Raw genomic sequence first — 12,202 nt, 5'->3', positions numbered from 1 at the left:
TCACTCACTGCTGAAGGCCGCCTCGCGCGGCCTTTTTTTATGGGGCAATGGTAGACAGGAGGCGGCCATGCGTATTCAGGCATTCGCGACGCTGACGGGGCTTGGCGTTCATACGCTGCGCTATTACGAAAAGCTGGGGTTGCTGGTACCGGCGCGTAATGCGAGCGGGCATCGCGACTATTCTCGTTCGGATCTCGACTGGGCGGCGTTTATCAAACGGCTAAAGGCGACCGATATGCCGCTGGAGGAGATCCAGCGCTACGCTCTCTTGCGCGCGCAGGGGGAATCGACCGCAGAGGCACGCCGTGAACTGCTGGCGCATCACGCGCAGCGGCTCGAAACCCGGCTCGCGGAGCAGGCTGACCATCTGGCGCGCCTGAAAGAGAAAATGGCGTACTACGATGAGACGCTTTTAAAAAACAGCGCTTGACCTGGAGTTAACTCGAAGGCTTACCGTTATCTCAACCACACAAAAGGAGAACGGTATGACTTCATCACGTTACGAGGCAGGCCTTGCGCGGCTGTCTGAAATCGACGGCACGGCAGGGGAAAATGTCATTAAAGCGCTGGCCGATATCGCGCCGGATCTGGGGCGCTACGTCATTGAATTCGGCTTTGGCGATATCTACAGCAGGCCGGGGCTGTCGCTGAAAAGCCGGGAGCTCGCGACCGTCGCGGCGCTTACCGCGCTTGGCCACGCGCAGCCGCAGCTGGCGGTGCATCTGCACGCGGCGCTGAATGTCGGCTGCACCCGCGAAGAGATTATTGAAGTGATCATCCAGATGGCGCTCTATGCCGGTTTCCCGGCGGCGCTGAATGCGATGTTTACCGCCAAAAAGGTCTTTGCCGAGGCGGGCATATAACAGGACAGGCCGCTGCGGCGGCCTCATTACGCAGTAAAAGCGAATTGTTATTAACGTGTTATGCATCGCTTGCAACCCCTGCGCTTTCCCGCCAGACTAACGCCTGCGAAACGGGAGGGAATCATGGTGTTGCAATCCACGCGCTGGCTGGCGCTCAGCTATTTCACCTATTTTTTCAGCTACGGTATTTTCCTGCCGTTCTGGAGCGTCTGGCTCGCAGGCGTCGGCGTCGCGCCGGAAACTATCGGCCTTTTGCTCGGCTCCGGCCTGATTGCACGTTTTCTTGGCAGCCTGCTGCTGGCACCGCGCGTCAAAGATCCTTCCCGTTTAGTGTTTGCGCTGCGCCTGCTTGCGTTGCTGACGCTCGTTTTCGCCCTCGGCTTCTGGTTCGGGCATCAGACCGCCTGGCTGTTTGTCGTGCTGGTGGGCTTTAACCTCTTTTTCTCGCCGCTGGTGCCGCTCACCGACGCGCTCGCCGCCACCTGGCAGCGTCAGATAGCGATGGATTACGGGCGAGTGCGGCTGTGGGGATCGCTGGCGTTTGTGATTGGCTCGGCGCTCACCGGCAAGCTGGTAAGCGTCTACGATTACCGCGCTATTCTGGCGCTGCTGTCGCTCGGCGTGGCGTCAATGCTTATCGGGATGCTGCTGAAACCGTCCGTGATGCCGAAGGGCGAAGCGCGTCATAACGAGGCCGCAGGCTGGCCGGTATGGCGCAAGTTAATGGTTGAAAACTGGCGTTTTCTCGCCTGCGTAAGCCTGCTTCAGGGCGCGCACGCGGCCTACTACGGCTTCAGCGCCATTTACTGGCAGAGCAAAGGCTATTCCGCCTCGGTCGTGGGGTATCTGTGGTCGCTCGGCGTGGTGGCGGAAATTATCATCTTCGCGCTCAGTAAACGGCTGTTCAGCCGGTTTGGCGCGCGCGATCTGCTGCTGCTCTCCGGCGTGCTGGGGATTATCCGCTGGGGAATGATGGGCTGGACGACCGCGCTGCCGTGGCTCATCGTGGCGCAGATCCTGCACTGCGGGAGCTTCTCCATCTGCCATCTGGCGGCGATGCGCTATATCGCCGCCCGCGAAGGCTCGGAAGTCATCCGGCTACAGTCGGTCTACTCCGCCGTCGCGATGGGCGGCGGGATTGCGGTGATGACCGTCTTCGCAGGCTTCCTGTATCAGCACCTTGCAGGCGGCGTCTTCTGGGTGATGGCGCTGGTTGCGCTGCCCGCGCTCTTCCTGCGCCCGAAAGTCGTGGCGCGCGCTTAAGCCTCCAGAATCTCGCGTATCCGCTGCTGCTGGTGTTCACCGAGCGGCAGCGTCGCGTGAATAAGCGGCGGCGAGAAGAGCGGCAGCGAGGTGGTGTATGGCGTCACAATCAGCGCCACCTCTTTCGGCGCGCCTTCCTGCTGGAAGGTATGCAGCGTCAGATGTTTGATGTTGAGCGGCAGCAGGGTGAGTTCCCGTAGCTGCTGCTCGATTTCCGCCTCAAGCGCAGGGTCGTTGCCCGTCAGCAGTAGCACCTGTTTTTCATGCAGATCCGCCTCCTGCATCAGCCACGCGCCGAAAATCACCGCCACCAGCCCGACTTCTTCATCAGAAAACGTCACCCGGTACTCTTCCTCAAAGCTATCAAACGCTTTGCGGGTGGTGCGCATCAGGCGCGGATAGAGACGGTTAATCTCTTCCGGCAGCGCGTTATCGATACCGATGCCGAACAGGCTGCGGTCAAGCGCCTGGCAGAGATGAATATAGAGCTGATCCGCAAGGCCCTGTTCATCGCTAAACGCCATGCCGGAAAGCTCGCGAAAGCGGGCAATCAGCGAAAGCACGGCGTGACGGAGCCGGTGATCTTCCGGGTGCGCGTCGCGCAGCGGATCGGGCGTGCGCAGCATCATAAACAGCAGCGCCAGGAAGCAGTGTTCGTTCACGTGCGGCGACTGCGCGACGCGGCGCTGCCAGTGGCGGACTATCTCCTGCGCGGCGAGAAACTCGGCGCGGGCGCGCATCCAGAGCTGTTGCGGTTCGGTGAATTCCGGCGTCTGGCCGTAATGGTGCTGCACCAGGCAGTATTGCAGGTAGAGGCGCAGGAACTGTACGTCGCGCGGCTCGAACTGGCGGTTCAGACGGCGCGCGCAAAGGTTGACCAGCGCGTGTAAATTTGTATCGTCATACAGCGCCGTCGCGATGCCGTGCTGGCGCAGTTCGTTTTTCAGCGCGGGCGTGAAATGCTGCTGGATAAACTCAGGGCACAGGCGCAGCGCCCGGCGCAGCCAGTGCAGCAGGCAAAGCCGTCTGTCTAACGCCGTGCCTTCAATCCGGTAGCTGCCGTCCTGCTGGGTGATAATACTCAGGCGGTGATACCGCTTAATTTCGTCGCCGGTTTCGGCAATGTCCTGACGGGCGATGGCGCCGTCAACGCCATTCAGCCGGCCTAACATTTCCGGCGTGATGGTTTGCCCCGGCAGATAGAGCATTAAAAGTACCTGGCAGCGGCGCTGCGGACTGGAGAGCACAGATGGTGGAGGGCAGAGCAGAGTCATCATCCGTTTTGTCCAGTGAGTGAGAATATTGCTAAGAATAGCTAAAGGATTATTGAATGCCGTTCAGGGTGCGCAGTTTGATCGCGGAATTCTGGCTGGCTCACAGAATTTTTCGCCAGAGGAAGATAATGAGCGCTCGTCTTTACAGTGGAATGTGCGTTGCGGCTGTAGTTTCGCTGCTTGCGGCGCGGGAGGCGCTGGCGCATCCGCACAGTTTTATCTCGTTGAAAACCGACATCATCAGCGAAGCGGGGCAGATAACGGCGCTGAAAATGCGCTGGAAAATGGATGAAATCACTTCAGCAGATCTACTGTATGACGCGGGCGACGCCGCGCCCGGTTCGCCGGTGTGGAAAAAGCTGGCGGCGGAAGTAATGGCGAATGTTATCGGACAGCATTATTTCACCGAGTTCTGGCACAACGGGCAGAAGGTGAAATTCGCCGCCACGCCGCTGGCGTATGGTCTGGCACGCGAAGGGCATCAGGCAGTGCTGACTTTCACGCTGCCGCTCGCGCATCCGCAAAAAGCCTCAGGCGCGCGCTATACGTTCGCCACGTTCGATCCCACCTATTATGTGTCGATGAGTTATGACGCATCGGGCGATGTGACGCTCAGTGATGAGCTGCGCGAGCGTTGCAAGGTGGCGGTGAAAACGCCGCAGCCGGATGCGGCCGTGCAGGATTTCGCGCTCTCCCTCGATAAATCTGACGCGCCGCCGGAAGATATGGATTTAGGCAAACAATTCGCTCAGGAGGTGACGTTACAATGTCAGTGATTTCAACGCCGCTCGCGACCCGCCGCTGGCTGCACTTCTGGCCGCTGGCGCTGTTTGTTGTGCTGATGCTCGGCGCGGGCGTCTGGCTGTGGCTTGATTGGCCGCAGGTGCTGATGAAAAGCACCGTCTGGCAGCGCGATATTAACCGCGAGCTGAGCGGTCTGCTTCAGCAGGTGGCCGAAAACCCGACGCGCGCGGGCAGTTCGCTGCTGCTGTTTAGCCTGGTTTATGGCGTGCTGCACGCGCTGGGGCCGGGTCATGGCAAAGTGGTGATCGCCACCTGGCTTGCCACGCATCCGTCGCGCCTGAAAACCAGCCTGCAACTGACGTTCGCGTCGTCATTGTTGCAGGGGCTGGTGGCGATTGCGCTGGTGACGGTAGTGCTGACGGTGCTGGCGCTGCCCGCGCGGCAACTGCATTTGAGCGGGTACTGGCTGGAGAAGGGGAGCTATCTGCTGGTCGGCGCGCTGGGGTTGCTGCTTTGCTGGCGTGCGGTGAAAACGCTGCGCGGGCTGGTGCGGCGTCCGGTGTTTACCGCGTTTACGCCACATCATACGCACAGCGATACCTGCGGCTGCGGGCATCAGCATATGCCGTCGCAGGCACAGCTTGAACGCGGCGAAGACTGGCGCGCGAGGCTCATGGTGGTGCTCTCGATGGGGATGCGACCGTGTTCCGGCGCGTTGATGGTGCTGTTGTTCAGCAAGGTGATCGGCGTGTTTGGCTGGGGTGTGGCGTCAGCGCTGGCGATGGCGGCGGGAACGTCGCTGACCATCTCAGCCATCGCGCTGTTTGTGCACAGTTTCCGGCATCTGGCGGCGCGGCTCGGCGGGCAGAAAACGCCCCCGTTGTGGCGGCGGACGGGCGGAGCGACGCTGGCGCTTGCAGGCGGCGTGGTGTTGGTCGTCGCCGCGCTGGTGATGTGGTCAGGCGCAGCGCCCGTCGCGCAGGGGTTGAGACCGTTTTAGACGCGGCACGGCGGGTGCGCATTCGCTTACCCGCCCTACGAGATTAGCGGGTTTAATGCAAGGTGGGTAAGCGCACCCACCGGGTCGGTTGAGATTTTTTCACGTAGGGTGGGTAAGCGTAGCGCACCCACCGGCTGACGAAATCTCACGCGCCAAAAAACCAATAAAAAAGGCAGGCCGCTTGCGCGTACCTGCCTTTTTCGTGCCGGGAAACGATTAACGCTTCAGCGCTTCGCTCAGCTCATCGCGCATATTGCTAAGCATCGCTTTCACGACGCGCGGGTTACCGGCCACGATGTTGCCGGTCGTCAGATAGTTATGACCACCGACGAAATCGCATACCAGACCGCCAGCTTCACGCACCAGCAGCTCGCCCGCGGCGAAATCCCACGGCTTCAGGCCGATTTCAAAGTAACCATCCACACGACCTGCAGCCACATAGGACAGATCCAGCGCGGCGGAACCGGTGCGGCGGAAATCGGCGCACTGGGTAAACAGTTTGGTCACGATATTCATATACGGCGTGGCGTGCTGTTTGGCTTTGAACGGGAAGCCGGTCGCCAGAATGGTGCCGTCCAGATCGCGAGCGGTGCTGCCGCGCAGACGGTAGCCGTTAAGCTGCGCGCCCTGGCCGCGAACGGCGGTGAAAAGTTCGTTACGCATCGGATCGTAAACCACGGCGACTTCCGCGCGGCCTTTAATGCGTACAGCGATAGAAACGGCGAAATGCGGGAGACGTTTAACGAAGTTGGTGGTGCCATCCAGCGGATCGATAACCCATTGAATATCCTGCTCGGTGCCGGCGTGTTCACCGCTTTCTTCGGTGATGATAGTGTGTTGCGGGTAGGACTGGCGAATGGTGTCGATAATAATGCGCTCTGCGCCTTTATCCACGTTCGTCACAAAGTCGTTGCTGCCTTTCTGGCTGGTCTCTACGGCGTCCGGGGTTTCGTAGTTTTTGGCGATAAAATTTCCGGCCTTGCGCGCAGCACGCACGGCGATGTTGAGCATCGGATGCATCAGGTTTCTCTCACTGGATGTTAAAGAACGGGAAAACGGCGCGGATTATAGCAGAGGGTTCGGAATATGTCTCAGGTTTATGATAAGATGCGCTGATATTCTTTTCGGATACTGAGTCGCTATGCTGCAAAACATTCGTATCGTGCTGGTTGAAACCTCACACACCGGCAACATGGGTTCTGTTGCCCGCGCCATGAAAACCATGGGCCTCACCAACCTGTGGCTGGTTAATCCGCTGGTGAAACCGGATTCCCAGGCCATCGCGCTCGCCGCCGGTGCCAGCGATGTGATTGGCAACGCCAGCATCGTCGATACGCTGGATGAAGCGCTGGCGGGATGCAGCCTGGTGGTGGGCACCAGCGCGCGTTCGCGCACGCTGCCCTGGCCGATGCTCGATCCGCGCGAATGCGGGCTGAAAAGCGTTTCTGAAGCGACGCATGCGCCGGTGGCGATTGTATTTGGCCGCGAGCGTGTGGGACTGACCAATGACGAACTGCAAAAGTGCCACTATCACGTGGCTATCGCGGCGAACCCGGAGTACAGCTCGCTCAATCTCGCGATGGCGGTACAGGTCATAGCCTACGAAGTTCGCATGGCGTGGCTTGCCTCGCAGGACGCCCAAACGCCTGCGCCTGGTGAAGAAGAAACCCCGTATCCGCTGGTGGACGATCTGGAGCGTTTTTACGGTCATCTTGAGCAAGTTTTGCTCTCAACCGGCTTCATTCGCCCGAATCATCCCGGCCAGGTAATGAACAAATTGCGTCGTCTTTTTACCCGCGCACGCCCGGAAAGTCAGGAACTTAACATCCTGCGCGGCATGCTGGCGTCGATAGAAAGCAGCCGTAATGAGAAGCCGTAATACTTGAGTAAAATACTCGGGTAAATAGTTGACCATTTTACTCGGGAATGTCAGACTTGCGCCTGCTATGCAATACCCCCATTTTCATAAAAACCCCCGCGTCGAGGGGCGAGCTTGAGGTTAAGTAAGACATGAGACTGACATCTAAAGGGCGCTATGCCGTGACCGCAATGCTTGACGTTGCGCTCAACTCCGAATCCGGTCCGGTACCGTTGGCAGATATTTCTGAACGTCAGGGTATCTCCCTTTCTTATCTGGAGCAGCTGTTCTCTCGTCTGCGTAAAAATGGCCTGGTGGCCAGCGTGCGTGGTCCGGGCGGCGGTTATCTGCTGGGTAAAGACGCGGGCCAGATTGCGGTCGGTGAAGTAATTAGCGCCGTTGATGAGTCTGTCGATGCGACCCGTTGTCAGGGCAAAGGCGGCTGCCAGGGCGGCGATAAATGCCTGACCCACGCGCTGTGGCGCGATCTGAGCGACCGCCTGACCGGTTTTCTGAACAACATTACCTTAGGTGAACTGGTGAACAACCAGGAAGTGCTGGACGTCTCTGACCGTCAGCATAATGAAGCCCATCGCCCGACCCGCGCTCAGGACGCTATCGACGTTAAACTGCGCGCTTAAAAAAATAATACGCTTTTCCCGAATCAGGCCAGGAAGCTCCGGCATCCTGTAGACTGCGGCGTACATCCAGCCGGCTGCCTGATTCACCGCTTTGAGATGTACGGAGCTTAAGAGCAATGAAATTACCGATTTACCTCGATTACTCCGCGACCACGCCGGTGGACCCGCGCGTCGCCGAGAAAATGATGCAGTTTTTAACGATGGACGGAACCTTCGGTAACCCGGCCTCCCGCTCCCACCGTTTCGGCTGGCAGGCGGAAGAGGCGGTGGATATCGCCCGTAACCAGGTGGCCGATCTGATTGGCGCCGACCCGCGCGAAATCGTCTTTACCTCTGGCGCGACCGAATCCGATAACCTCGCTATTAAAGGTGCGGCCAATTTCTACCAGAAAAAAGGCAAGCACATCATCACCAGCAAAACCGAGCATAAAGCGGTGCTGGATACCTGCCGTCAGCTGGAGCGCGAAGGCTTTGAGGTGACTTACCTCGCCCCGCAAAGCAACGGCATTATCGATCTCAAAGAACTCGAAGCTGCGATGCGTGACGACACCATCCTGGTGTCCATCATGCACGTGAACAACGAAATCGGCGTGGTGCAGGATATCGCGACCATCGGCGAAATGTGCCGCGCGCGTGGCATTATCTATCACGTTGACGCCACCCAGAGTGTCGGCAAACTGCCTATCGACCTGACCCAGCTGAAAGTGGACCTGATGTCCTTCACCGGCCACAAAATTTATGGCCCGAAAGGCATCGGCGCGCTCTACGTGCGTCGTAAACCGCGTATCCGTATCGAAGCGCAGATGCACGGCGGCGGTCACGAGCGCGGCATGCGTTCCGGTACGCTGCCGGTTCACCAGATCGTCGGCATGGGCGAAGCCTATCGTATCGCGAAAGAAGAGATGGCGAGCGAAATGGAACGTCTGCGCGGCCTGCGTAACCGTCTGTGGAACGGCATTAAAGATATCGAAGAAGTTTACCTGAACGGCGATCTTGAGCAGGGCGTTCCGACCATTCTGAACGTGAGCTTCAACTATGTTGAAGGCGAGTCGCTGATCATGGCGCTGAAAGACCTTGCGGTATCGTCGGGTTCCGCCTGTACCTCTGCGAGCCTTGAGCCGTCTTACGTGCTGCGCGCGCTGGGTATGAATGACGAGCTGGCGCACAGCTCTATCCGTTTCTCTCTGGGCCGTTTCACGACTGAAGAAGAGATCGACTACACCATCGAACTGGTACGCAAATCCATCGGCCGTCTGCGCGACCTCTCTCCGCTGTGGGAGATGTTTAAGCAGGGCGTGGATTTAACCACCATCGAATGGGCTCATCATTAATCGGTATCGGATTCAGGAGAAATAACACATGGCATACAGCGAAAAAGTCATCGATCATTACGAAAACCCGCGCAACGTCGGCTCTTTTGACAACAACGACGACAACGTCGGCAGCGGCATGGTCGGCGCGCCGGCGTGCGGCGACGTGATGAAGTTGCAGATCAAAGTCAACAATGAAGGTATCATTGAAGACGCACGCTTCAAAACCTACGGTTGCGGCTCCGCTATCGCGTCCAGCTCGCTGGTCACCGAGTGGGTCAAAGGCAAATCCCTGGACGAAGCGCAGGCAATTAAAAATACCGACATCGCAGACGAACTCGAACTGCCGCCGGTAAAAATTCACTGCTCTATCCTGGCGGAAGACGCCATCAAAGCCGCTATTGCGGACTATAAAAGCAAACGTGAAGCAAAATAATCATTGATGAGTTGAGGTTGTAGTATGTCGATTACCCTTAGCGACACCGCCGCCGCGCGCGTCAACGCTTTCCTGGCCAACCGCGGTAAAGGTTTTGGCCTGCGTCTTGGCGTTCGTACGTCCGGCTGTTCCGGCATGGCCTATGTGCTGGAATTTGTTGACGCACCGCAGCCAGAAGATACGGTGTTCGAAGACAAGGGCGTGAAGGTGGTGGTCGATGGTAAAAGCCTGCAATTCCTTAATGGCACTCAGCTGGACTTCGTCAAAGAAGGCCTGAACGAAGGGTTTAAATTCACCAACCCGAACGTTAAAGATGAGTGCGGCTGCGGCGAAAGCTTTAACGTCTGATAATCTTTCCCGCCTCTCCCCGTCTGCGCCAGCCGCAGGCGGGGTATTTGCTTTATCACGTTGACTGACCCCGAGACTGTTATGGATTACTTCACCCTCTTTGGGCTGCAGGCCCGTTATGTGCTGGACAGTGCCCAACTGGCGGCTCGTTACCAGGATCTGCAACGTCAGTATCATCCCGATAAATACGCCAGCCGCTCACAGGCCGAACAACTGGCGGCGCTCTCGCAATCCGCCACTATCAATCAGGCATGGCAAACGCTGCGCCATCCGCTGACGCGCGCGGAATATCTGCTCTCTCTGCACGGCTTTGATCTGGCGAATGAACAGCACACCGTGCGCGATACCGCGTTTCTGATGGAGCAACTGGAGCTTCGCGAAGCGCTGGATGAGATTGAGCAGGCCAAAGACGCCGACCGCCTCGAAGCCTTCGTCCGTAACGTCAAAGCAATGTATCAGGAACGCCACCAGCATATGGTCACGGAGCTGGACGACGGCGCGTGGGCGCAGGCGGCCGATACGGTACGCAAGCTGCGTTTTCTCGACAAGCTGTTAAGCCAGTCAGAACAACTCGAAGAAAAGTGGCTCGATTTTTAATTCTGGAAGCTCAACATGGCCTTATTACAAATCAGTGAGCCCGGCATGAGTAGCGCGCCACACCAGCGCAGACTGGCGGCGGGCATCGATCTTGGCACCACGCATTCGCTGGTTGCGACGGTTCGCAGCGGCCAGCCGGAAACGCTGGCAGACCATCAGGGGCGTCATCTGCTGCCGTCCGTGGTGCACTACCAGGCACAGGGCTACAACGTCGGGTACGACGCCCGCGCCCAGGCGGCGGACGATCCGGTAAACACCATCAGCTCCGTGAAGCGCCTGATGGGCCGCTCCCTTACCGACATTCAGGCGCGCTACCCGCATCTGCCGTATCAGCTGCGCGCGAGCGAAAACGGTCTGCCGATGATTGATACGCCGGCAGGGCTGTTGAACCCGGTACGCGTCTCCGCCGATATTCTCAAAGCCCTCGCCGAACGCGCGCGCGAAGCGCTGGCAGGCGATCTCGACGGCGTGGTCATCACCGTTCCGGCCTATTTTGACGATGCGCAGCGCCAGGGCACCAAAGACGCCGCGCGTCTTGCCGGGCTGCATGTACTGCGCCTGCTGAATGAGCCGACCGCGGCGGCGATCGCCTACGGCCTCGATTCCGGTCAGGAAGGCGTTATCGCCGTCTACGATTTAGGCGGCGGCACCTTTGATATCTCCGTGCTGCGTTTAAGCCGCGGCGTGTTTGAAGTGCTGGCGACAGGCGGTGATTCCGCGCTCGGCGGCGACGACTTCGACCATCTGCTGGCGGATTATATTCGCGAGCAGGCGGGTATCGCCGATCGCAGCGACAACCGCATTCAGCGTCAGCTGCTCGATGCCGCCACAGCGGCGAAAATCGCGCTCAGCGACGCCGATGTCGCGCAGGTGAATGTGGCAGGCTGGCAGGGCAGCATCACCCGCGAGCAGTTCAATGAACTTATCGCGCCGCTGGTCAAGCGCACGCTGCTCTCATGCCGTCGCGCACTGAAAGACGCGGGCGTGGAAGCAAGCGACGTGCTGGAAGTGGTGATGGTCGGCGGTTCGACCCGCGTGCCGCTGGTGCGCGAGCGCGTCGGCGAGTTTTTTGGCCGCACGCCGCTCACCTCCATCGACCCGGATCGCGTGGTCGCCATTGGCGCGGCTATCCAGGCCGATATTCTGGTGGGCAACAAGCCGGACAGCGAAATGCTGCTGCTGGACGTTATCCCGCTGTCGCTCGGTCTTGAAACCATGGGTGGCCTGGTAGAAAAAGTCATTCCGCGCAATACCACGATCCCGGTGGCTCGCGCGCAGGAATTCACCACCTTTAAAGATGGCCAGACCGCGATGGCGATTCACGTTATGCAAGGCGAGCGTGAGCTGGTGCAGGATTGCCGATCGCTCGCGCGCTTTACGCTGCGCGGCATCCCGGCGATGCCGGCAGGCGGCGCGCATATCCGCGTCACCTTCCAGGTGGATGCCGATGGCCTGCTGAGCGTGACGGCGATGGAGAAATCCACCGGCGTTGAAGCGTCTATTCAGGTGAAACCGTCCTACGGGCTGACCGACGGCGAAATCGCCAGCATGATTCAGGACTCCATGAGCTTTGCCGAGCAGGACGTGCAGGCACGCATGCTCGCCGAGCAAAAAGTGGAAGCCGCGCGGGTGCTGGAAAGCCTCGACGGCGCGCTGAAAAGCGACGGTGCGCTGCTTAGCGCGGCCGAGCGCGCCGCCATTGATGACGCGATGGCGCAACTGCGCGCCGCCGCGGAAGGCAATGACGCCAGCGCCATTGAAGACGCCATAAAAAATACAGATAAACAGACCCAGGAGTTTGCCGCTCGCCGCATGGATGAATCCATCCGTCAGGCGCTGAAAGGCCACTCCGTTGACGAGGTTTAATA

At 59.1% G+C, this 12,202-nt stretch carries 14 protein-coding genes; 12 read left to right on the top strand and 2 right to left on the bottom strand.

Features of this window, described 5'->3' with window-relative positions:
- The first annotated feature begins 67 nt into the window (after positions 1-67).
- The 3 genes from G9X48_RS19235 to G9X48_RS19225 all read left to right on the top strand — a co-directional run bounded on the left by G9X48_RS19235 (position 68) and on the right by G9X48_RS19225 (position 2,126).
- Complete coding sequence (locus G9X48_RS19235; protein WP_097641691.1) at positions 68-430, top strand: MerR family transcriptional regulator; 363 nt, start codon at positions 68-70, stop codon at positions 428-430.
- 55 nt (positions 431-485) lie between these two features.
- Positions 486-863, top strand: coding sequence for a carboxymuconolactone decarboxylase family protein (locus tag G9X48_RS19230; RefSeq protein WP_097641692.1), 378 nt, complete (start codon positions 486-488; stop codon positions 861-863).
- 123 nt (positions 864-986) lie between these two features.
- Positions 987-2,126: a 3-phenylpropionate MFS transporter gene (locus tag G9X48_RS19225; protein WP_041460410.1), complete on the top strand. Its 1,140-nt coding sequence runs from the start codon at positions 987-989 to the stop codon at positions 2,124-2,126.
- Here G9X48_RS19225 and csiE read toward each other — a convergent pair.
- On the bottom strand, positions 2,123-3,403 hold the full coding sequence (gene csiE, locus G9X48_RS19220) for a stationary phase inducible protein CsiE (protein WP_029590932.1): 1,281 nt from the start codon (positions 3,401-3,403) through the stop codon (positions 2,123-2,125). The genes G9X48_RS19225 and csiE overlap by 4 nt on opposite strands.
- 125 nt (positions 3,404-3,528) lie before the next feature.
- On the opposite strand from csiE, the gene G9X48_RS19215 reads away from it, so the two are divergent.
- Both G9X48_RS19215 and G9X48_RS19210 read left to right on the top strand, forming a co-directional pair.
- Positions 3,529-4,176 (top strand): DUF1007 family protein, encoded by a 648-nt coding sequence (locus G9X48_RS19215; RefSeq protein ID WP_080605077.1) that lies wholly within the window; start codon positions 3,529-3,531, stop codon positions 4,174-4,176.
- Entirely contained in the window at positions 4,167-5,144 is a 978-nt protein-coding gene (locus G9X48_RS19210) for a nickel/cobalt transporter (protein ID WP_097641693.1), read from the top strand. The genes G9X48_RS19215 and G9X48_RS19210 overlap by 10 nt, the downstream gene beginning before the upstream one ends.
- Before the next feature lie 216 nt (positions 5,145-5,360).
- Here the strand turns inward: G9X48_RS19210 and suhB are convergent, their stop codons facing one another.
- Positions 5,361-6,164 (bottom strand): inositol-1-monophosphatase, encoded by an 804-nt coding sequence (gene suhB, locus G9X48_RS19205; RefSeq protein WP_004385922.1) that lies wholly within the window; start codon positions 6,162-6,164, stop codon positions 5,361-5,363.
- Between the two features lie 121 nt (positions 6,165-6,285).
- Here suhB and trmJ point away from each other — a divergent pair, with 121 nt between their 5' ends.
- The 7 genes from trmJ to hscA all read left to right on the top strand — a co-directional run bounded on the left by trmJ (position 6,286) and on the right by hscA (position 12,200).
- Entirely contained in the window at positions 6,286-7,023 is a 738-nt protein-coding gene (trmJ, locus tag G9X48_RS19200) for a tRNA (cytosine(32)/uridine(32)-2'-O)-methyltransferase TrmJ (RefSeq protein WP_007870043.1), read from the top strand.
- A gap of 131 nt (positions 7,024-7,154) precedes the next feature.
- Positions 7,155-7,643, top strand: coding sequence for a Fe-S cluster assembly transcriptional regulator IscR (iscR, locus tag G9X48_RS19195; protein ID WP_004385924.1), 489 nt, complete (start codon positions 7,155-7,157; stop codon positions 7,641-7,643).
- Positions 7,644-7,759: 116 nt separating this feature from the next.
- Positions 7,760-8,974 carry a cysteine desulfurase gene (gene iscS, locus G9X48_RS19190; RefSeq protein ID WP_007777299.1) on the top strand — a complete coding sequence of 405 codons (1,215 nt, stop codon included), beginning with the start codon at positions 7,760-7,762 and terminating at the stop codon, positions 8,972-8,974.
- Positions 8,975-9,002: 28 nt separating this feature from the next.
- Positions 9,003-9,389 (top strand): Fe-S cluster assembly scaffold IscU, encoded by a 387-nt coding sequence (gene iscU, locus G9X48_RS19185; RefSeq protein ID WP_004385925.1) that lies wholly within the window; start codon positions 9,003-9,005, stop codon positions 9,387-9,389.
- Between the two features lie 24 nt (positions 9,390-9,413).
- A complete protein-coding gene (iscA, locus tag G9X48_RS19180) occupies positions 9,414-9,737 on the top strand; it encodes an iron-sulfur cluster assembly protein IscA (RefSeq protein WP_004385926.1) in 324 nt (107 codons plus the stop codon).
- 81 nt (positions 9,738-9,818) lie between these two features.
- Positions 9,819-10,334 (top strand): co-chaperone HscB, encoded by a 516-nt coding sequence (hscB, locus tag G9X48_RS19175; RefSeq protein ID WP_097641694.1) that lies wholly within the window; start codon positions 9,819-9,821, stop codon positions 10,332-10,334.
- A gap of 15 nt (positions 10,335-10,349) precedes the next feature.
- Positions 10,350-12,200, top strand: a complete 1,851-nt coding sequence (gene hscA, locus G9X48_RS19170; RefSeq protein ID WP_097641695.1) for a Fe-S protein assembly chaperone HscA — start codon at positions 10,350-10,352, stop codon at positions 12,198-12,200.
- The last annotated feature ends 2 nt before the right edge of the window (positions 12,201-12,202 follow it).

Origin of the sequence: Cronobacter sp. HA18006, assembly GCF_011605445.1 — a bacterium.
Classification (GTDB): domain Bacteria; phylum Pseudomonadota; class Gammaproteobacteria; order Enterobacterales; family Enterobacteriaceae; genus Cronobacter; species Cronobacter sakazakii.
Note: the sequence above shows the minus strand (reverse complement) of the source record. Positions and strands in the feature narration are given on the sequence as shown.